The organism is Chloroflexota bacterium (assembly GCA_023475225.1).
Taxonomy (GTDB): domain Bacteria; phylum Chloroflexota; class UBA6077; order FW602-bin22; family JAMCVK01; genus JAMCVK01.
The window spans coordinates 13,254-33,831 of sequence record JAMCVK010000008.1; the positions used below are offsets into that span (position 1 = coordinate 13,254).

The 20,578-nt window shown below is 57.7% G+C and carries 17 protein-coding genes; 3 read left to right on the plus strand and 14 right to left on the minus strand.

The window, feature by feature from the left end; all coding sequences use genetic code 11:
• Nucleotides 1-6: 6 nt before the first annotated feature.
• Genes M1136_01305 through M1136_01330 form a run of 6 tightly spaced genes read right to left on the minus strand, consistent with a single transcriptional unit; the run spans nt 7 to nt 7,847 of the window.
• Entirely contained in the window at nt 7-3,606 is a 3,600-nt protein-coding gene (locus M1136_01305) for a DUF559 domain-containing protein (protein ID MCL5074276.1), read from the minus strand.
• 53 nt (nt 3,607-3,659) lie between these two features.
• A complete protein-coding gene (locus M1136_01310) occupies nt 3,660-3,881 on the minus strand; it encodes a type II toxin-antitoxin system HicB family antitoxin (protein ID MCL5074277.1) in 222 nt (73 codons plus the stop codon).
• Nucleotides 3,881-4,135, minus strand: a complete 255-nt coding sequence (locus tag M1136_01315; GenBank protein ID MCL5074278.1) for a type II toxin-antitoxin system HicA family toxin — start codon at nt 4,133-4,135, stop codon at nt 3,881-3,883. The genes M1136_01310 and M1136_01315 overlap by 1 nt, the downstream gene beginning before the upstream one ends.
• A gap of 3 nt (nt 4,136-4,138) precedes the next feature.
• Complete coding sequence (locus M1136_01320; GenBank protein ID MCL5074279.1) at nt 4,139-7,111, minus strand: DEAD/DEAH box helicase family protein; 2,973 nt, start codon at nt 7,109-7,111, stop codon at nt 4,139-4,141.
• 2 nt (nt 7,112-7,113) lie between these two features.
• Nucleotides 7,114-7,557 (minus strand): type II toxin-antitoxin system VapC family toxin, encoded by a 444-nt coding sequence (locus M1136_01325; protein MCL5074280.1) that lies wholly within the window; start codon nt 7,555-7,557, stop codon nt 7,114-7,116.
• On the minus strand, nt 7,557-7,847 hold the full coding sequence (locus M1136_01330) for a hypothetical protein (protein MCL5074281.1): 291 nt from the start codon (nt 7,845-7,847) through the stop codon (nt 7,557-7,559). The genes M1136_01325 and M1136_01330 overlap by 1 nt, the downstream gene beginning before the upstream one ends.
• A 284-nt stretch (nt 7,848-8,131) precedes the next feature.
• On the opposite strand from M1136_01330, the gene M1136_01335 reads away from it, so the two are divergent.
• From M1136_01335 to M1136_01345, 3 genes are all read left to right on the plus strand, one after another.
• Nucleotides 8,132-9,232 (plus strand): PQQ-binding-like beta-propeller repeat protein, encoded by a 1,101-nt coding sequence (locus M1136_01335; GenBank protein ID MCL5074282.1) that lies wholly within the window; start codon nt 8,132-8,134, stop codon nt 9,230-9,232.
• Nucleotides 9,147-12,023, plus strand: coding sequence for an Ig-like domain-containing protein (locus tag M1136_01340; GenBank protein ID MCL5074283.1), 2,877 nt, complete (start codon nt 9,147-9,149; stop codon nt 12,021-12,023). The genes M1136_01335 and M1136_01340 overlap by 86 nt, the downstream gene beginning before the upstream one ends.
• Before the next feature lie 273 nt (nt 12,024-12,296).
• On the plus strand, nt 12,297-12,788 hold the full coding sequence (locus M1136_01345) for a cytidine deaminase (protein MCL5074284.1): 492 nt from the start codon (nt 12,297-12,299) through the stop codon (nt 12,786-12,788).
• 13 nt (nt 12,789-12,801) lie between these two features.
• Here M1136_01345 and rtcA read toward each other — a convergent pair whose 3' ends face one another.
• The 8 genes from rtcA to M1136_01385 form a co-directional block, all read right to left on the minus strand.
• A complete protein-coding gene (gene rtcA / locus M1136_01350) occupies nt 12,802-13,869 on the minus strand; it encodes an RNA 3'-terminal phosphate cyclase (protein MCL5074285.1) in 1,068 nt (355 codons plus the stop codon).
• Between the two features lie 236 nt (nt 13,870-14,105).
• On the minus strand, nt 14,106-15,230 hold the full coding sequence (locus M1136_01355) for an N-acetylmuramoyl-L-alanine amidase (GenBank protein ID MCL5074286.1): 1,125 nt from the start codon (nt 15,228-15,230) through the stop codon (nt 14,106-14,108).
• A 147-nt stretch (nt 15,231-15,377) separates the two neighbouring features.
• Complete coding sequence (locus M1136_01360; GenBank protein ID MCL5074287.1) at nt 15,378-16,400, minus strand: ABC transporter substrate-binding protein; 1,023 nt, start codon at nt 16,398-16,400, stop codon at nt 15,378-15,380.
• A 61-nt stretch (nt 16,401-16,461) separates the two neighbouring features.
• Nucleotides 16,462-17,652 carry an acyl-CoA dehydrogenase family protein gene (locus M1136_01365; protein ID MCL5074288.1) on the minus strand — a complete coding sequence of 397 codons (1,191 nt, stop codon included), beginning with the start codon at nt 17,650-17,652 and terminating at the stop codon, nt 16,462-16,464.
• Nucleotides 17,653-17,779: 127 nt separating this feature from the next.
• On the minus strand, nt 17,780-18,358 hold the full coding sequence (locus tag M1136_01370; GenBank protein ID MCL5074289.1) for a 2-oxoacid:acceptor oxidoreductase family protein: 579 nt from the start codon (nt 18,356-18,358) through the stop codon (nt 17,780-17,782).
• Nucleotides 18,339-19,184: a thiamine pyrophosphate-dependent enzyme gene (locus tag M1136_01375; protein ID MCL5074290.1), complete on the minus strand. Its 846-nt coding sequence runs from the start codon at nt 19,182-19,184 to the stop codon at nt 18,339-18,341. The genes M1136_01370 and M1136_01375 overlap by 20 nt, the downstream gene beginning before the upstream one ends.
• On the minus strand, nt 19,184-20,344 hold the full coding sequence (locus M1136_01380) for a 2-oxoacid:acceptor oxidoreductase subunit alpha (protein MCL5074291.1): 1,161 nt from the start codon (nt 20,342-20,344) through the stop codon (nt 19,184-19,186). The genes M1136_01375 and M1136_01380 overlap by 1 nt, the downstream gene beginning before the upstream one ends.
• A gap of 22 nt (nt 20,345-20,366) precedes the next feature.
• A complete protein-coding gene (locus M1136_01385; protein MCL5074292.1) occupies nt 20,367-20,567 on the minus strand; it encodes a 4Fe-4S binding protein in 201 nt (66 codons plus the stop codon).
• Between the last annotated feature and the right edge of the window lie 11 nt (nt 20,568-20,578).

The following is a 20,578-nucleotide window of genomic DNA, read 5'->3' on the forward strand; positions in this document are numbered from 1 at the left end:
CCCTGGTCACTGCGATACTTGATACACCTTCAGCACTTCATCCCCGTAGTGATTGATGACCTTGACAGCGATCTTCCCGGTCTTCGGTGGGTCGAACGGCCGGCTGACAGTGGAGTAGAGTGAGGCCCAGGCAACCTCGTCTATCTCAGCCTTGAGGGCCCGCTTGAGCTTGTCGTAGGGTTCATCATCACCGCAGAAGTAGGCCTGACGCACAAAGAACGCCTCGTCATTGTAATCGGTGTCGATGAACCAGCAGGCGATGTCATCGGTAGAGTGACCACGCACCTGCCCGGTGGTGGGGTCATACACGTCCAGGCCCTTGATCTCCACCGTCAGCTTGCCGTCTTTCTGCTTCTTGACCTCGATGTCCGGCTCGCCGAAGACCATGAACAGGTTCCCCACCCCGGTCCTTTTCAGGAACTCATCGCCCATCTGGAGGTCAGGGTTAATCTTGGCGCTCAGCACCTTCAGCTTCCCATACCTCTTCGCCTCTTCATTCACATGGGGGTCGAAGGCAAAGCCGCAGACGATGAGCAGGTCAAAGCCAATCCCTCGGACCGCTTCCTTGGCCGCCTCCTTTACCAGCTCCGCCCCCACCGTGCCATGCTCCGGGCCAATGCACACGGCGACTCGCTTCGCCTGGCCATTCCCCTCGTATTCGCCTTCGCCGTGGATGTATAGCCCGGCGTAGGGCTCCAGGCGGTCAAACTTGATGCGCTCCTGCTTCTCATACTGCTGGACGCCCGCCTTCTTCAGGTTCTCCAGGACCATGGTCTCAAACTGGCCCGGGCCGGCACTTTTAGCCGCAGCTTCCTGGGTTTTGGGCACTGCCTGCTCAGCGGAGAGGACCCGGTGGGGGGAGAGGCTTTCTACGGTGAAGGGGCCGGTTACCCGAACCACCTTGTTCTCCTCGTAGGGCTGGTCGTAGAGGGTCTCGCTTTCCGCGTGCCGGGCGATGGCGGCGTCAATCTCCGCTCGGGTCATGCCCTCCTTGATGTCTGGGTTGTTGGCAATGGACTTAAGGGTGACGTGGGGCACCCGCCGGTAGACGAAGCCTTTCTTGATGTCCCCCTCGGTAGGAGGCAGTGGCGAGGGCGGAGGCTGGTCCGCCAGCTCCACCTGCCTACGGATACCCTCAGGGGTATCCGCCAGGATGTAGTAGGGGAAGCGGGCGGACATCAGGCGGGTGCGGGCCAGGGCGATGGCCACCCGGCTGGTGTCGATGGTAATCCACCTGCGCCCCCACTGCTCGGCCACATAGGCCGTGGTGCCGCTGCCACAATTGTGCACCGCACACACTTCGGTGATGAATGAGTGAGCGTCCTCCACTTCGAGATCGTAGACCTCTTCTTCCGTCTGCTCATACGCCAAGTTGGTAATCTCAACGGGACGGCTATCGGGACCAAAGTACACGACATCGCCCACTTGCAACGAGTCCGCACGCCGCCACTGCCTGTAATGATCCTCGGAAGGTTGCGCCGCCTGGAGAGCCCCGCGGATAGTGGTGACCACTCCCTCCAATTGGTGTAGAACTTCGTCATTGGTGAACCGCAGAATATCTAAGCCATGCGCTTTGAGATAGGCATCCCGCTCCCGATCGTAGGCGCTGGCTTCCGAATTGAAATGAGTATCTCCGTCTACTTCCATCACCAGTCCGGCCTCCCACGAATAGAAGTCGGCGATATAGAGGCCGATAGGATGTTGTCTCCGAAACTTCGCGCCCAGTTGTTCGCCGCGCAAGGCGCTCCAGAGGCGCCTCTCAGGAGGGGTCATCCCCTTGCGCAACGCTCGAGCATGCTGAAAGTGGACTATCGGCACGTGACGCCACGACCGCTCGGCGCCGTAGGTCAGGGGTCGCCGGCGACACAGGACCCGATGATCAGCGGTGACCCACAAGGTTTGCGGACAGGCATCGTGCTGGATGCCGACCATTATCCCTTTGTAGGATCTGCGAATGATACGGAGAACTCGATGAGGCTCGCCGCCGTGGCCTAGGACGAAGTCGCCGGGTTTGAGGGATTCGATGGGGAAGAACCCCACCCCAACCCTCCCCGTCGACGGGGATGGAGGCCCCACCCCAACCCTCCCCGACATCAGAGAGGGAGACGCTGCCCCGGCCTTCCCCAAACTTGGGGAGGGAGGCCCCACCCCGGCCCTCCCCGTCAACGGGGAGGGAGCTCTTTCGTTCCCCCCGTTGACGGGGGGATTAAGGGGGGCCAGAACCCGCGTGCCCTTCCGCACACAGGTGGGGTCCAGCACCAGGTCGCCAGGGTCAGTGGTCATGAGGAGGCAACGACTAATTACCCTTGTTGGAGTCTGAACCACAAATATCTTTTCTTCTCGCCGCAGGAAGCCGCCCATTGCTGTATCATCCCATGCGCTATCCAAGGAGCGGATTGGGTAATCGTCTGCAAACCTACGATAGAAGACGTTCTCACCCTTCCTCTGTATTCGGCCCGTTTTGACCAGATTATTCAGTCCCTCAATAGTGGTAGACCAGTGTCTACCGGGTCGCGGAACAAAGTCCTTACCGTCAAACCTAAAGACGTAGGAACCTTTTTGACTTTCACCTTGGGACGTTAAGTCTGTCAAGCCAAATCGTTTGCCGTCAGGAATTGCCTCGTCGCCGTCTAGCTGTTCTCTGGTTAATTGTACTGAGGTGCCGTTTGGTAGCATGACCCAGTCGTATTCTGTCCCATTAGAGGAAGTTCTAGGAAGGTGAAGGCGTCTGTACTTAAGGTGAGAGGAATCCTTCCCATACCAAAGTAGAAAGTTCGTTACGTTATCAATATAAATAGCACCTCTTCCTCCCGTGGTCCTAAAGGATATTTGACTTACAAAATTCTCACTCCCAAACACTTCATCCATCACGCATCGCACCAGATGCACATTCTCGTCCCCAATCTGGACGAAGATGGAGCCGGTATCCGTCAGCAGGTCTCTTGCCACCACCAAGCGGTCCCGCCAGTAGGCCAGGTAGGAGTGGATGCCCAGCTTCCAGGTGTCGCGGAAGGCCCTTATTTGCTCCGGCTCCCGGGTGGCGTCCTCGGCCCTGCCGTCCCGCACATCCCGCTTCCGGGTGGAGACCTGCCAGTTGGAGCCGAACTTGATGCCGTAGGGCGGGTCCAGGTAGACCATCTGCACCTGCCCCTTGAGGCCCTCCTTCTCGGCCAGGGAGGCCATCACCAGTAAGGAGTCCCCCAGGATCATGCGGTTGCTCCACCCCTGGGAATGGCGGTAGAAGTCTATGCGCTCGGAGAATTCTATGCCGTCGAAGTCCTCAAAGAGGCTGACCTGGCGGGGCTTGCCCTCAGCCTGCTCCCGGCGCAGGTCTTCAATGATGGCCCTAGGGTGGATGTGCTCCTGGATGTAGACGGGGACAGCGGGCACCTCCAGGTCGTGCCCGTCCTGCTCGTCCTTGCCCTTCCAGACCAACTGGGGGTCAAGCTCGGGCTTCCTGGGGTAGCGCAGGATGTATGGCGCCCGCTCTTCCTTCACCGCAAAGTCGGCCAGCTCCGCTGTGGGGATGTTGAGGCGCTTATCCTTGTGATGGGCTACATATTCAACCATTTTGTCTTGGCTGGTTGCTCTTCTCTTGCGTGCCATCCCTAAGCCACCTCCAAAAGGGTCGATTTGCCACCTGAGGATGGTAGATATGTCTAATGAGACGCCTGGTAGATGACCGGACGGTAGCGTGGTGGAGGGATAGGCTTTCCCGTCTGGCGTGCCGCTTCCAGCCAGGCCACCTTGGCCCGCTCCAGCTCCGCCAGAGCCTGCTCAGGGGTCTCCCCGAAGGCAGAGCAGGACTCCAGGTCCGGGAGGTCAGCGATGTAGCCGCCATCCTCTTCACTGTAGAAAATATTGATGTGGTAGTCGCCCATTACTCATCCTCCAACTTTAGATTATACCGCTCCACCAGTCGCAGGAACTGCCGAATCTGGTAGGGCTTGGCTTCACCCCTAACGGACTGGAGGTTGACCAGCTGGGCAATGTCGGGATGAGCGAAGATGTAGTGACTGCCTGACACGCGCACCAGGCGAAATCCGAAGCCCTCAACCAGGTTCCTCATATCAGCAAATGCCACGTTCTGTAATGCTCCCTGGGTCAAGCGTCTGAGCAGCGCTCTGCGGTTCATCGTTCATCGTGCCCTGGTGCGACTGGCATCGTTGGCTTTCAGGAAAGCACGGATCAGGTTTTGGGCATCCCAGGGGTCTTGAATCTCCAGGAAGGCCCACCGCCCAAAGCCACCGTGGTTGTTGACCGCCGGCACCCACAGGGTTCTGGCGGTGTCTACCTTGGCCTCCTTATCCTTTTTACGTTCACCAGTCACCTCAATGACCAGGGTGAGCACTTCGCCCTGGGGGTCTCGGAGGCGGACAAGGAAGTCAGGCTCGTAGTTCTTCTCCTCCCCATTGAGGATATAGGGAATCCTGAAGCCCAGTCCCTGGTTCTTCACGTAGCTAACCACCTCCTCCATCTCCTCCAGGGCCTGGGCCATCTTCTGCTCCCACGACCCGGTGTCCGCCACCACATGGCTCACATGGCACCTGTCCGGCCGGGTGACGTAGACGGGTTTGGTGGTGTCAAAGTCAACGTAGCGGGTGGAGCCAAGGGTATCGTAGGGCCGCAGAATGGGTTTGAGCGCCCTGGTACCCTCTGTAGAATGGACGATGGCCCGGTAGATTCGGTCGGCGGCATCGTGTGCCCTCTCATGGAGCAACAGAAGCTGGGGGAAGGTGCCGTCCTTACAGACCACGCACATTTCAAGCCACTCTCTGGTGATGCCCAGCACCTGGGGGAAAAGCCAGGGCTTGAGATTGCCCTGGTCATCCCGGAAGTATTTCTCCAGCACCAGCTTGGCCAGGAGGAAGGCAACCTCCTGAGTCCGCCGCCTGCGCAGGTCGTCCAGCGTGTGGATGCTCATCTCGCCAACGATGGGAGCATTCTCTGTCCTGGTGGGAATATCGGCGGTGGAGAGGACTATCTTGGAGTCGTCGGAGAAGGCAGCACTTAGCCTTTCACCGGCGAAGTCATAGCGGTATCCCACCAGGCGGGGGAAGGTGACCTCCAGGGCTATGCGCTCGGGCAGAGCACGGATCCGGGTTGGCATAGCACCCGGCCTGGGGTCGGTAGCCGAACCCGAGCAGGGAATGAAGGAGAAAGGCACGCCATAGACCTCAGCGTACTGAGGTTCAAACGCGCCGTAGTCGTTAGGCGCATAGCTGGTGCGGCGAAGGCCACGCCCGACCACCTGCTCACAGAGGAGCTGGGTGCCGAAAGCCCTCACCCCAAGGATATGGGTGACCGTGTTGGCGTCCCATCCTTCTGAGAGCATGGAGACGCTGACCACGCACTTGATGTTTTCACCCAGCTTGCCTGGCTTGCCGACTGTGTTCATCACTTCTCGCAGCATGTCCTCGTCGGTTAGCTGCTCTGGGTCGCGGCCGGGGAACCTGGCCCGATACTCGGCCTTGAACTCTTCTATCTCAGCAGCGGCTATCTTCTTGAACTCAGGGCTCATCCCCTCGCCGCTCTCCAACTGCTCGCTGTCAATCAGGAGGGTGTTGGGGCGGGCTCGCCACCTGCCATTCTCTTCGTTGTCGAATACAGGGAGGGCGCCCGGAACCACTATCCTGGTGCCGTCTAAGGGTTTATCCCAGCCGGCGATATAGTCGTAGACCAGCTTGGAGACATTGGTATTGTTGCAGACGATGATGAAGACCGGAGGAGTCCCCTGTCGGTGAGACTCCCACTGCCGGTAATATTTTTCGTAGTTGCTGTAAAGGCTGTGAAGGGCTCCCTGCAACTCGGCTGGAAGCTTGGGTTCACCTTGTACGGCCTCGGTGCCCCGGCCCTTCTTGGGGAGGGCGTCCCGAATGCTCATCCACAGGTTGCGATAGGTTGGCAGGTCTTGCCGCACCTGGTTGTCGGAGACGGGCACCCTGGGCACCTTCACGATGCCGGACTCAATGGCGTCAATCAGCGAGAAGTCGGATATCACCCAGGGGAACAGAGTCCCCTCTGGATAGCCGGAGCCTCGCAGGAAAAATGGCGTTGCCGACAGGTCATAGACCACTTTAACCCCGAGCTTTGCCTTCACTGCCTCCAGGCCCGATATCCAGACTCGAGCCTCCTCGTCCCGCTTCTCAGCCTCCCTGCGCTCGTCTCCCGTTAGCCTGAGCTCTTCACCACCAACACGGCGGCGGTAGCAATGGTGGGCCTCGTCATTGATAACCAGGATGTTTCGCTTGTTGCCCAGCTCTCGGCAGACACGGCGCACCATCTCATCGGGAGTCTCCTTAAAGCCTCCAGCCTCTTCTCCGGATATGGCCAGGGCCTTGGTGAGCCGGGCCCCCTCGAAGCGCTCCCTCAGCAGGAAGGCGTGGAAATTGGTGATGATGATCTTTGCCTTACCAAGCTGCTGTATATTCTCCGGCGGGATGACATCTCGCAGGCGATAGTAGTTATCAGGGTCATTGGGGAGCAGGACACGCAGCCGATCTCTGATGGTTATGCCGGGTGTCACGATCAGAAATGAGTCCGAAAAGCGGGCATCCTGAGGGTTCGCCATCTTGTTCAAGGCATGCCAGGCGATGAGCATGGCCATGACCACTGTCTTGCCGCTACCGGTGGCCATCTTGAAGGCAATACGATAGAGCTCCGGATTAGCCTCAGCGTTGGCCTGGCGCAGGTGGTTCTCTATCCAGGCGTCTCCGTATCTCTTGGCTACCTCTGTGATGTAGATAGCGGTTTCCAGGGCCTCAATCTGGCAGAAGAACAGCTTCTTATCGCGCTCGGAGTTGCGCCAGTAGTCCAAGAGGCGTCGCGTAACTTTTGTGACTCCCTGGTAGCCACCCCGCCGCCATATCGAAGCCCTGCTTCTAACCTGATTGATAAAGGTATTCTCTTGGATGCGGTCCTGGGTCCACTCCGTCTCGAAGCTCAGTTGCCTGCCCCTCTTTTTAGGAGGGGGGATAGGGATGAAGTAAGAGCTGATACGCCTCTCGTTGACTATCTCGTCGGTGATGCCATCATCAGAAAACTTAAAGTGGCGTGTAGGCTCTTCAAAAGGGGGGTTTAGAATGGGATTCTCTATGACAACATCTGGCATGGCTACCTCCCCACCTCAATCTCTCCTATCCATTTCACCAACTTAAAACTGGGGCTGGTTGCGCGATAGAATCGCTCATCCGCCGTCCACAACTCGCACCCCATAATGTCTGCCAGTGACAGATAGTGGTCGTCGTAAGCCGCTTCCTGACGCAATTGAGCTGCAAGCTCAATTGCTTTACGGTGAAGGCCACGGGGCTGCCTAAGCTCTATTCCAGCATTAAGTAAGCCGTCCAACAGAGTAGTGGCGGCCACTACCGAGATTTCTCCCCGTAGCACTCGACGGTAGAGGGCATTGGCTACCTCAACCGGCATGAGATAAGGAGCCACAGGTTGAATGCCAGCCCTTGCCCAGGTGCGGGCAAGGGCCAAAGCCCTGTCGGTATGAACCTCGTTCACCAGCCACTTAACAGCTAAGCTGGCATCTATCACAACGGACCCATTCATCAAGTCTCCGCCCTCGCCGCCCTGGCTTCGCGGATTAGCTCCGCCGAATCTCCAGGAACCTGTCGCCCTCCAAATACTGCGGCCTGAAGCGAAGACAGGCGATTAAGAGCTTCCTCACCGAAAGGCAGAGATTTAGCCTCTTCTGACTCATCCTGGGCCAGCTCCTTCTCTATGGCAGTAAGGCAGTACCGGCGCATGCTGATTCCCTTCAGAGCTGCTATCACCTTTAGTCGACGCTGCAAGAGGGGGTCCAGGTCAATGGTGAGTCGTTTCCTCTTATTGGCTTCCATTTGCTACCTCCAGCTAGGCTCCATTGTTCACGGGTAGTATAGTGCAAATGCAGAATTGCGTCAAGCATGCACTGAGAGACTGTCGAATAACACCCTAAAGATTGAGGGTCATGGACAAATTCGGCGTTGTTTGACAGCCGGAGGGCAAGGGCTTACAATGGTACCAGATGGCAGCGGGGCGTGGCTGTGTAACAATCAAGAGTTGAACTTGGGAACTTCCGGCTGACAGGAAGTCAGCCGACGGGTAGTATCGCGCTAAGGGTGTTTGTCCTGCGGAGAAGGCCATGGGCAGGCTTAGGGCCAGAGGCAGGGGGTGGCTTTCCGTAGGGATAATCCTGTCCATTTTGCTCTCCAGCGGCCTCTTGCCCTATACGGTCACCCCCGCGTCTGAGCCCCTCAGGGCACTCGAGTCAAGCCTAGCTAGCACCCCTTGGCCCATGTTCCGCCACGACCTCCAACACACCGGTCGCAGCCCCTATATCGGCTCCCCGGTGCCAATCTTGAAATGGGTGAACGTGGCCGGTTACTACAATGCCCTCCCTCCCTTCAGCTCCTCGCCCACCCTCGGCCCCGATGGCACTATCTATGTGGGGGTAACCACCCCTGCCCAACTGGTGGCGGTGAGGCCTGACGGGGGCACCAAGTGGGCCTTCGATATCAGCGCAGGCGTATACGCTGACGTCAGATCATCGGCCGCGGTGGCCGCAGACGGCACCATCTATATCGGCGCTCAGATTGACCGAGCAAGCGGGATGCTCTACGCCATCAACCCGGATGGCACCTACAAATGGGGCTTTTGGGTGCCCGCATGGGTCCGCTCCTCTCCGTCCATCAGTGCCGATGGGTCCGTCTATTTTGGCGCTGGAGATGGCAAACTGTACGCCCTTAACCCCAGTGGCACGCTACGTTGGGAATTCGCTGCTGGCGGCGCCATATCGTCCTCCCCGGCAGTCGGCAGCGACGGCACCATCTACTTCGGGGATGCCCGCGGCGTCCTCTACGCCCTGAGCCCTGACGGTAGCCAGAGGTGGAGCTACCCCATCGGCGCCAGTATCACCGGCTCTCCCGCCATCGGTTCCGATGGCACCATCTACATCGGCGCAAATGACAACTATCTCTACGCCATAAAAAGCGATGGCACCCTTAGATGGCGCTTCGTCACCGTTTCCAGCATCTACTCCTCCCCGGCCCTGGCCAGCGATGGCACCATCTACATCCCCTCCTCTACCTTCTTATATGCACTTATATGCAGTCTACCCCGACGGCACGCAGCGCTGGAGGGCAAGTATCGGATACGGGGTGCGCTACAGCCAGCCAACGGTGGGGGCCGATGGCACCATCTATCTCGGCAGCGAGGGCAACGGCCTTTACGCCCTCAATCCTGACGGCTCCCTCAAGTGGAACTATGTGCCTCCCAGCCCATACAGCCGCTACTTCAGCTATAGCTCAGTGACCATCGGCTCGGATGGCACCCTCTACGCCCCAACCTACCACGCTCTCTTCGCCCTGAAAGGTGAGTTTTACGTCTCTCGGGTGAGCCCAACCAATGGGGCTACCCGGGTGGGCACCAATACCACCATCTCCATCGTCTTCAGCGACGCCCTGGATCAAAGCAGCCTGACGGCCAGCAATGTGCAGCTCCTCTACTCCGGTGGCGCTGTGGCCACCAGCCTGGGCTATGACAGCGCCACCAAGACGGTTACCATCACCCCCACCCAGTCACTCCAGCTCCTTACCGCTTACACTGTGAGGCTCAGCACCGCTCTAAAGAGCACCCAGGGCGTCCCCCTCCTCTCGGAGTATGCCTTCTCCTTCCTCACCGCGGGCGCCAACGAATATCTCTGGCAGGAGTTTACCTGGCATGGCATGCCGTACCGGCTCCATACCGTCTGGAGCGCCCCCCTCAGCAGCACCAACCAGGCGAGACTTCGCCAGACCTATCTGAGGCCCGCCAGTGCGCCCACAGAATTCGGGGCCAGCCTGACCCGACTCTATGCCCTGGGAGGGGGTGACTACCTGGTCACCGATGCTGAGTTGAACCAGGAGCGCCTCGTCTCGGCCCAGAGGCTGGGCTTCTACCGCTACATATCCAGCACCTATGCTACCTACCCTTCCTGGATTCAGGATGGTGATCTAGAATGGTCGCAGAGGTCGCGGGATAATTGGCTCGGCAACGGCCTGGCCTGGATCGCCGAGCAGACAGGCAACCCTCCTGCTGAGCCCCCGGAGACCCGGGACGTCTACAAGGCCATCATCGCCACTGCCATGGCTTCCAACGCACCCCCCGATGGCTGGCTCAGGGAATATGAGGATGCTACTGAGCGCATGAACCTGGTGGTGGGCGCCGGAGGGACTGTGGAGAGCCTGCGCAGCGCTCTGGCCGATGAGGGCTACATCCGCCAGCTCTCCTCTCGGGCGGCCAAGGTCAACTCCGGGTTGCTCAAAGCTCTCAACCTGGCCATGGCCGGGCGGAGCGTCACCGCCGAGGCTATGCGCATCACCTTCACTGCCCACTGGCAGGCCAGCGTGGTGGCCGAACACAGGGATTACCTCATCTCCATCGCCCAGGACGATACCGGAAATGCTGAGCTGAATCGGGCCATCTGGGACCTGGTCAACTTCGATGAAGACGCTCTCCAGCAGCGCCTGGCCGAGACCTTCGCCCGGTCCATCAATGAAGAGATCCTGAACGTGCTGCGCGATCTGCTCAAGGATACAGCGGGCAGGGTCAACCCGCTGCTGGGGGCGGTGCTCACCGGGCTGGACATCGGCTTCTTCATCGCCTCCTTCACCGGGTGGGACCACTTGCGGGCCGATAGCTACCAGGCGGCTGACCAGGGAAGGGTGGAAAGGGCCTTCCTGCGCTCCTGGAAGTGGGCGGTGGCCTCGCTCCTCTCCAGCCCCACCCCCGACCTCAAGGCGCTGAGCCTCCCCTCGCTCGTCTACCGTCTGCGGGCCACATCCGCCGCCGAGTTCTACACCATCTGCGTGGAGATGCTCAACATCATCGAGCAGAACCCCTCCCCTGACTGGCTGATGAACCAGTTTGGCTACCACAGTGCCAAGGAGAACAAGCCAACCTGGGCGGCTATGGCCAACGAGTACCGGGACAGGGCCGGGGATGCTATCCCTGAGTCGGTAGCTGCCACCCTGGCCATCACCGACCTGGTATCGCTGCTCCTGCCCACCGCGGTGCTCACCGCCACCACGCTCCAGGTGAGCGCCTACTCGCCAGTGGACCTGCTGGTGACCGACCCTCAGGGCCGCCAGGTGGGCTACAATGTCTCCCTCGGCCAGGAGGTGAATCAGGTGCCAGAGGCCACCTACTCCGGGCGCACCGCTCATCCAGAGGTGGTGAGGATGCCTCACCCTGGCCAGGGATCCGTGAGGGTGGAGGCCACCGGCACCAGCACCGGGGCCTATACCATTACTGTCCAGTCCCTGGCCTCGGCGGGTGAGCACCTCTCTGGCACCTCCTGGTCAGGGCAGGCCACCAGAGGCCAGACCTATCGCTACCTCTTCGATTCCTACTCCGGAGGGCAAGTAGTGCCTCGCACGGTTAGGCCTCCCATCACCAGCGCCTCGCTCAGCGGTAGCCTAGGTAGTAGCGGTTGGTACACCTCCAATGTGGCCATTTCCCTAACCCCCATCGCCAATGTCTACCCCGTCTCTAGCACCGAGTATAGCCTGGACGGAGGTACCACCTGGATCACCTACACCCAGGCTTCGCCCTCGGTTTCCCCCCTGAACGTGACCGCTGAGGGGGTGACCGTGATCAAGGCCAGGTCTAAGGATAGCGTGGGAAACGTGGAGGAGCCAGGGCTAAGCATTGTGGTACGCATCGATAAGATGCCGCCTGTCACCTCGGCCCTGCGCAGTGGCACACAACGCCCCAATGGCTCCTATACCCTACCCTATATCATAACCCTACAGGCCGCCGACAACCTGTCCGGCGTGGCCCCGGGGAGGGGAACGCGTTACAGCCTGGACAACGGTGCCACCTGGCGCACCTACTTCCTTCCCTTTTCAGTCAACACCGACCAGCCCGTTCTCTTCAGGTCTACCGATGAGGCCGGGAACCTGGAGGGGATCAAGAGCGTCAGCTCCACTCAGAGTAGCTGGGGTTATAAAACGTACCTGCCCATCATAATAAAGGACTTCTCCGAGGGCTGGTGACCTCTCCTTCTGCATCCCTCGTCGATTTCGATTGTTGCAATCTGTTTTACAGTCGCGTATCATATTGACGGCAAATCCGAAACTTAAGAATCCCTTTCGCCAATGTACTACACATTGCTATCGCCATGGTCGAGGACTGAACTGTAATCCCATTTCAACGATATTCTCAGTCTGGGACCCGGTAACGATGGCTGGGAAGTTCAAAGAATGGTGCCCGGGAAAGAACCCATCTACCAGCCTCAGAGGCTGATCAAATCAAGGAGGAATTTCACCGTGAAGACTACCACTTACAACGCACTGAACGAAACCCAAAAACGATTGTTGGACGCGGCAGAGAAGGCTACGGAAAATGCTTATAACCCCTATTCTCATTTCTCTGTGGGCGCCGCATTGCTAACTCAGGACGATCAGATCATCGCTGCCGCAAATGTTGAAAACACGGGCATGGCTAGCATCTGCGCTGAGAGGGCGGCCATCTGCCGGGCCAACGCGATGGGACATAGGATGTTTAAGGCAGTGGCTATCATCGCCAGGGGAAGCAAATTTGGTTCGCCGGTTGATTTGGCTACGCAAGAAGTTACCTCGCCCTGCGGAAGCTGTAGGCAGATGTTGTACGAATTTGCCCAGGTCTCTGGGCGTGATCTGGAGACGATTCTCTCTACAACTAAGAAGGATAAGATCGTCCTCACTTCCATAAATGAGTTATTGCCCCTGGCCTTTGGTCCGAAAGACTTGGGGATCGACGTCACAGAATATCAAAAATAAAGAAGATGTCTGGTCAAGCAAACTGGGTGGGCGTGAGTCCGATGCCACGCACCTTAATCTGATGACCGAGGCGCTCTACCTCGGCCCCGAATTGCTCGATCAACCAAAGGCTAGTGCTGACATGGTCCGTTATTCTGGGTACTAGATATTCACTGACCCCATCAGCCAGGGCAGCGTAGATCAGGAGCTGGTCGGCCGAGTACCTATCAACCGTGGCCCCGCTAGCGATGTCCTCAAGAAGGCTTTCAGCCACGTACCTGCCGATCTCCTCCGAGCTTCTACCTCGCTTTCCGGCCCTATCGGACCCAATGAGGCAGCCGCTATCAGTCTCGGCCCAAACAGCCAGGCTGGCTCCTTCCTGAAGCGAAGTCTCGTCCCAAACCCCCTCTATCTCCACCTTATAGCCCCTTGCTCTCAGGACCTTCTGGCATTCCTGGGCCATTCGTTCGCTGACCTTTCTTTCTCGGAGGTGAGAGGAGAGGGCGATTCCCCTGATGCACTTCACCTGACCCTGTTCAGGTAAGATCAACGGCTTTAGGGCCGTTTCCAATGGTTTAGCTGTTATCTCGATGATCCCTGCCCCTCTGGGGACGTAGCCGGGTCGAACAATCTTCAAATCGGCACAAATGCCCATCTTTCTGAGGGTGGGGAACAGCACATGCTGCATATGATGGGCGGAAGGGGCAAAATCCTGGAAGAGTCCACCGGAAATACGGCAGGTCGTTTCTTTGTCAGCAAAGCAAGCCAGGAGTAAGATGGTCATGGCCAGCATCGACGTTGAACCGGCCGTGCCTATATCCCATTCATAGTAACCTCCCCGAATCTCGCCTCCGGGCTCGTAAGTTAGCTCAGGCGAGCCAAGGCTTACCCCTGCAACTCTGGCAGTGCTCATTCTGGAGCACGCCTCTACCACCTTTAGATGCTGGTGTTGTAGCCCCGGCTTGGGCCTGGCGGCTCTTATATTCGTCAGGTGGAGCCTGGTGCCGACCAGCGAACACAGGGCGATGGCGTAGCGCACGATGGTGCCGCTTCCTGAGCCTGTGGAGCCGTTGATATCCATTATTGTGGTCGTCGCCCTCACCCCCTTAATCCCCCTCTCCCCAAAGCGGGAGAGGGGGGAAATTGGGTTCTAGGGCGGAGGGTGCTCCCTCCTTGACCTCCCCGAGGAGAAGTAAAACTAGGGCAAAGCCCCGGAACCCTGTAGGGGGCGTGCTTGCCACGCCCCTATATACCCCTTGACCTCCCCACGAGAGAAGGGGTTCAAATTGTATCCAGCCGCAATCCTGTGAGGTGGTGTCGAAACACGCCCCTATCCTTCTATTTAGCAGCCCAGTCAAAGTACCTGATTATGCCCTCAAGGTAGCCCTCAGCCACCGCCTGAAGGATGCGCTCTTGCTTTAGCAGTGAGGCCTCATAGTCGTTACTGACGAAGAGCGGTTCACCGATGACCCCAGGCATCTGGCTCGGTCGTTCGAACCCAGGGTTGGCACCCAACATAAAGGCGTGCTTGTAACCGAAACGCCTACCGATTATGGTATCTTGTCTGATCCCCCGGTCGATGACCTGAACGCCAGCGCGCTTTAGGCTGCCTACCATCGCCCCTTGAATCAATTCAGCCAGCTTTTTGTTCTTATCCCCAAAGGGGCGGTCTTTGCAATAGTACGTCTCCGTGCCTCTCAAAGTGGGGTCATCGTGTCCATTGAAATGGATGGAGATGATTAAATCCGCTCCAGCGTTGTTGGCCACGTCCACCCGGGCCTGAATCTCCCGCTTTATCATTTCCACTAGGTTATCACCCGTAAAACCGGTAAGGGTATAATCTCCCTCCCTGGTGAGGACTACGGCAAATCCCTTGGCGCGCAAAAGGCTGGCCAGATGTTGGGCGACCCTGAGGTTCAGGTCCTTCTCTACCAGATCCGCCTTGCCCGTGCTATCCCGGTGCACGGCCCCTGGATAGCGAGGGCTGCCGTGACCAGGGTCGAGGCAGATCAATCGTTGTCCACTCACCCTTCTAGTGGGAGGGAAGGGGCTTGGGGATAGAGGCGTAGGGGATGGGGAGCCTATATCTGTTGATGCCTTGGCTGGTGGTGGCGCAGCGAAGGGTGTATTCGTTGGTTTGGTTGGAGCGACGGTGTTCGCTGGGGATGGAACAGAGATGTTCGTTGGAGTTTCTTTTGGTGCGCTGGAGATAGCGGTCAAGGTAGGTGTCGGGAAGGCCGAGGTGCCCACAGCACCAGTCGGCGGGGGTATAGCAATAGTCGGCGTTGGGACTGTTACGTGGACAGGTGAGACGATGGGGGCGTTTTTCTCGTTGGTCGCTTCAGGTGTGTTGTTGGGCGGCTGTGGACCACAGCCGCCCAACAACAATAGCCAAATAAGTATGATCCGGGTGAGCAGCACATTACAGGCAGCCCCCTGGCCCTTCCTAATGTTCAACTTCATCTTATAGACATCTACCCCCAAACCCCCACCTGCGGCGGGCAGGCCTGCAGGGGGTTCAAGGTCGCCCGGCGGAGGTTTGGGGCACCCTTACCAAGCTGCGCCCCCCTTGGAACTCCCGCTCTCCGCTACTCTCGGTGGATCTGACCACTACTTAGGCAAGAACTGGTTAGTATAATAGGCATTCAGCTCTAGCCTCTTCTGCATCCCTCCGTATTTCTCTAACAAGTCCAGGGTCTGTTTCCAATCCTGCTCAGATTGCCAGCCAATCGGCTTCCCTTCGGTGGCTTTAGTACGAATCAACTGGAAAGTTGGGGCCAGTTGCTTCAATACTACCTCTTTTTTCTGCTGAGGAAAGCGCTTCTCCAAAATCTCGGCCGCCTCTGCCGGATGCTGTACCGCATACTCCCACCCTTTAATAGTGGCTTGCACAAAGCGGCGCGCCAGCTCTGGCTTCTCCTCAATCGTCTTGTTGTGGGCAATTATACCACTCCCCAACAGGTTAATACCATAATCCGCGAACATCATCGCGTTCAATCTGATGCCCAAAGTATCCTCCAGGGCGGGAAGTTGGTTATTCGAATAGGCCGTGATAGCGTCAACCTTCTTTTGGAGAAATGCTTGGGACTTAGCTGCCGCTTCCAAAGAGACTTGATTGACCTTGTTGCTATCGATCCCGGTGGCTGCAACGAAGGCCGGGAAGATTTGGCTCACGGCATCACCAGGCGTCTGGGCAAGCGTTTTCCCTTCCAGGTCCTTAGGTTCCTTTATGCCCGCTGCGGGATAAGAGATTATGACCGCGGGACTTTTAGGCAGTGTACATGCTATCACCTTAATAGGAACCCCAAGCCCTACGGACCTGGCCACTGTAGAGATGTCAGAGTAGCCAAAGGTGTCCGAAAGGTTACTGACAAGCTGAACCGTGCTCGCTGAGCCCTGCCCTTCGAGAATAGATACGGAAAGCCCATTAGCGTCATAATAGCCCTTTTCCAGGGCTACGAAGAAGGGGGCATATTCGCCCTTGATCTTCCAACCCAGACGGAAGGTAACCTCCTCCTTTTTCGCTGGCGCTCCTACCACAGTGCAGCCTGAGACAAAGAGCAACACCACCAGGGATAACACGCTTAGCCAAGCCGACGATCTGAAATGCTTCGTCTTAATTATTGGCATCATCCACCGCTCCTTTTTCGCTTAAAATTGGTGTTCCAGTTCATGGCTACGACATCTCACAGGGCTAGTATCCTTGAGCCTTCGGTTGCGGACAGTGCAGCGGCTTATCCTTGCGATAGCCGAGGGCATACTCGGCCTGCATCAGGGTGTGAATCTGAGCTGTACCCTCGTAGATCACAGCTCCCTTGGCGTTCCGGAAATAACGCTCAACGGGATATTCGTTCGAATAGCCGTAGGCCCCGAAAATCTGCACCGCATCCTCCGCGGCTTGCATGGCTACATCACAGGCGTACCACTTGGCCAACGATGTTTCTCGTGTATTACGTATCCCCTTATTCTTTAGATAGCCAGCGCGGTAGACCAGTAAGCGCGCCGCTTCAGTGCCAGCTACCATATTGGCGATCATCTGCTGCACGAGCTGGAACTTACCGATGGGCTGTCCGAAGGCATAGCGCTCGTTGGCATACTTCACACAGGCATCGATACAGGCCTGGGCCAGACCAACCGCCCCGGCAGCTACAGTGAAGCGTCCCTGATCGATGGCCGACATAGCGATAGTGAAACCCTCTCCCTCCTGTCCCAACAGATTCTCCTTGGGGACACGGCAATCCTGGAGGATGATTTCGCCTGTATCTCCGGCGCGCACGCCAAGCTTCCCATGAATGGGGGCATTGGAAACTCCAGGGAAACTGCGCTCCACGATGAAAGCGCAGATCCCCTTGTGCTTCTTTTGCCGATCAATGGTGGCAAAAATCAGGAAGTTATCGGCCACATCAGCCAGGGAGATCCACATCTTGGTTCCATTCAGGATATAATAGTCACCATCCCGCACAGCCGTCGTCTCAATATTGGCGGCATCCGATCCACAGCCCGGCTCGGTGAGCCCAAAGGTGGCCAGCTTTTCGCCCCTGGCTTGGGGCAGAAGGTACTTCTGCTTCTGCTCCTCGTTCGCCCACTGGAGCAGGGTCAGGCTGTTCAGTCCGACGTGGACGCTGAGCACGACACGGAAGGCGGTTTCCACACGCTCGATTTCCTCGCAGGTGAGGGCCAGGCTGATATAGTCCAAGCCCCCACCGCCATATTTCTCCGGTATGGGTCCGCCCAGCAATCCCAACTCAGCCATCTTGTCTACGATGCTTCGGTCAAAGTAGCCCTTCTCGTCGTTCTCCTGGGCCTTTGGGGCGATCTCTTTCTGAGCAAAATCACGAACCATATCCCGTACCAGTTTTTGTTCCTCAGTCAGCTCGAAGTCCATTGATTACCCTCCACATATATATGTATAGCAGGCCAACAGAAGGGTTTCGTCCCTCTACACTCCCCCATTCTGCGGGAGAGCAAGGATATGGCCTGGGGCAGGGCCCTCTTAACGCCGCACATGTCCTCTATGCTTCAAAGTTGCTTAGCTCTCCCCGCACATCCTCCCCCACCTGGAAGCCCACGTGCAATGCCTGGATGTTGATCTCTTGCGCTGCGGAAGGCACTCTGGAGCGGATCGCCTTTTCCAATGCCTGGAGGGAAACAATCCACGTCAGACTGGCGATCACTCCCAATGCAACCATATTGGCCACCATCGGTTGGCCAAGCCTATCCCTGGCCAGCGCGGTCAAGGGGAGAGCATACACCAGGCCATTTATCTCCGCTACGTTTCGGACATTAGTAGAATCAACAATCAAAACGCCGCCCTCCTTCAAGTTTGAAACATAACGATTGCACTCCCGCTGGGTCAGGGCTAATAACACGTCAGGGCGGCTTACAGCGGGGTAGTCGATCTCCTCATCGCTGATTATCACCTCGGCCCGGCTCGGCCCGCCGCGCGAGGAGACACCGTGCACCTCTGTCTGGATGACGTGCTTACCTTCATGAATGGCTGCTTCGGCCAGGATGAGCCCACTCATCGCTAACCCCTGTCCGCCGATGCCCACCAGCTGCACTTCATACCGGCTAGCCATCTGCCCTATCATCCCTCGCCGCCTCAATCACCTTAGCATACTCCTCAGTCCACTCAGGAGCATCTATCTTGACCATTCGTCCAATCACCCGCTTATCGCCCAGCTCTTCTAGACTCAACTGGGCCGCACGCTGCGCCTGTACGGTATGTTTCCGTTGCCAGCGCAACATTTCAATGGCTGTAGGCATCTCATTCCTCCGTCCGAATTGAACCGGACATTGGGCGATCACTTCAACCACAGAGAACCCTTTATGAGCGATAGCTTCGCTGAGCAGGTCGATCAGTTGGTGCACATAATAGGCCGTACCCCTGGCTACATAGGTGGCCCCGGCCGCCTTGGCCAGTTCGCAGAGATCAAAGGGACGCTCAAGATGCCCTTTAGGAGCGGTGGTAGCGAGGCGTGCTCTAGGGGTCAACGGTGAGTACTGTCCACCAGTCATACCGTATATTTCATTGTTGATGATGATCGCCGTGAGATCAATGTTACGTCGTGCCGCATGAATGAAATGATTACCGCCGATGGCCGCACAGTCGCCGTCGCCCATAGGTACGATCACCGTCAGATTGGGATTGGCGATCTTGATGCCCGTAGCGATGGCCAGGGCGCGCCCATGTGTGCCGTGAAAGGCATCGAAGTTGAGATAGTTATAAATGAAGCCGGAGCAGCCAATGCCGGTGCCAATCACGATTTCATCCTGGTTCAACTGCAAGCGCTCGATGGCCCGCAGGAGGGCACCCATTACCGTGCCGATGCCGCAGCCGGAACACCAAATGGTGGGCCAGCTCCCCTGGCGAATATACTTTTCTAATAGGACGGATGTGGAGGCAACCGATGCCACTATCCACCTCTCCAATTGAGCGGGGGGTCATCAGTCAATACCCGCTTTAAGACCTCCAGGATTTGTTCCGGCGTAATTAACACTCCATCGTAACGGGGCAAGGAGATAACCTTTGTTCTCCCTCCGGCTGCCTCACGCACCTTCTCTACCAGCTGTCCCGCGTTCATCTCCGGTACGACGATCGCTCGTACTCTTTCAGCAGCCGCCCGTACCTCTTCTTCAGGGAAGGGCCAGAGGGTTACCCCCCTGATCAGCCCCACTTGGAGTCCCATAGTCCTGGCTATTCTCATGGCCGCTCTGGCCGAACGGGCCACACAGCCATAAGCAAAGAGCGCTATCTCGGCGTCATCCATCATCTCCTCAACTGTGTGGACGATCTCCTCCCGATGACGCTCTATTTTGGCATGAAGACGGCTAATCAGGGCCCTGGCCGCCTGCGGATCACCCGTCGCCTCGAAGCCATTCTCATCATGCATGCTGCTGTTGGCATACCAGTGATAGCCGCTGCCGAAATCGGCCATCGGAGGAACATCAGAGGGAATGGCGGCATACGGTCTGTATGCGGCGGGCAGTACGGTCGGCCGCGGTCGGTCGACTATTTCTACCTCACCAGGTAGTTCGATATCCTCGCGCATACGGGCGATGATGGCATCAGAAAGAAGGATGACCGGGGTGCGGAATCTCTCTGAAAGGTTGACTGCCCTGACGGTGAGGTCGAAGGTCTCCCTGACCGACCAGGGCGATAGAACGATAATTGGATGATCACCATGCGTACCCCAGCGGGACATCATCACGTCTCCCTGGGCCGGTGAGGTGGCCATACCCGTGCTGGGTCCCACCCGTTGGACGTTGACGATGACGCAGGGCACCTCCATCATGATAGCCAGCCCCAGGTTCTCCGCCTTCAGGGAGAAGCCCGGCCCACTGGTGGCATCCATCGCCTTCAGACCGGCCAGAGAGGCACCGATAACGGCCGCCAAACTGGCGATCTCGTCCTCCATCTGGATAAACTTGCCGTCTACCTCAGGGAGACGTTTGGCCATCAGCTCCGCTATCTCTGAAGAGGGGGTTATCGGATAGCCGGCGAAAAAGCGGACGCCGGCGGCGAGGGCTCCCTCCACACAGGCTTCATTGCCTGATAGCAACTGTATCTTCTTCACTCCAATATACCCATACGTATGGCTAACTGGCTATCTGGATGGCGAAGTCCGGACAGATGAGCTCGCAGAGCTGGCATTTGGTGCAGGCCTCCGGCTGTTTCACCAGAGGTAATCCATCCGTGGCGGCCACAAATACGCCTCTTGGACAGATAGCGACACAGATCCCGCAGCGTTTACACCAATCGTTATTTATCAATATGGAGACGGTATCCTGATCAATCATAGGATCAACAA

Bases quoted from the DNA above. Each gene is read 5' to 3' on its own strand.
- M1136_01305 (MCL5074276.1), bottom strand. From the start codon at position 3,606: ATGGCACGCAAGAGAAGAGCAACCAGCCAAGACAAAATGGTTGAATAT.
- M1136_01310 (MCL5074277.1), bottom strand. From the start codon at position 3,881: ATGGGCGACTACCACATCAATATTTTCTACAGTGAAGAGGATGGCGGC.
- M1136_01315 (MCL5074278.1), bottom strand. From the start codon at position 4,135: ATGAACCGCAGAGCGCTGCTCAGACGCTTGACCCAGGGAGCATTACAG.
- M1136_01320 (MCL5074279.1), bottom strand. From the start codon at position 7,111: ATGCCAGATGTTGTCATAGAGAATCCCATTCTAAACCCCCCTTTTGAA.
- M1136_01325 (MCL5074280.1), bottom strand. From the start codon at position 7,557: ATGAATGGGTCCGTTGTGATAGATGCCAGCTTAGCTGTTAAGTGGCTG.
- M1136_01330 (MCL5074281.1), bottom strand. From the start codon at position 7,847: ATGGAAGCCAATAAGAGGAAACGACTCACCATTGACCTGGACCCCCTC.
- M1136_01335 (MCL5074282.1), top strand. From the start codon at position 8,132: ATGGGCAGGCTTAGGGCCAGAGGCAGGGGGTGGCTTTCCGTAGGGATA.
- M1136_01355 (MCL5074286.1), bottom strand. From the start codon at position 15,230: ATGAAGTTGAACATTAGGAAGGGCCAGGGGGCTGCCTGTAATGTGCTG.
- M1136_01360 (MCL5074287.1), bottom strand. From the start codon at position 16,400: ATGATGCCAATAATTAAGACGAAGCATTTCAGATCGTCGGCTTGGCTA.
- M1136_01365 (MCL5074288.1), bottom strand. From the start codon at position 17,652: ATGGACTTCGAGCTGACTGAGGAACAAAAACTGGTACGGGATATGGTT.
- M1136_01370 (MCL5074289.1), bottom strand. From the start codon at position 18,358: ATGATAGGGCAGATGGCTAGCCGGTATGAAGTGCAGCTGGTGGGCATC.
- M1136_01385 (MCL5074292.1), bottom strand. From the start codon at position 20,567: ATGATTGATCAGGATACCGTCTCCATATTGATAAATAACGATTGGTGT.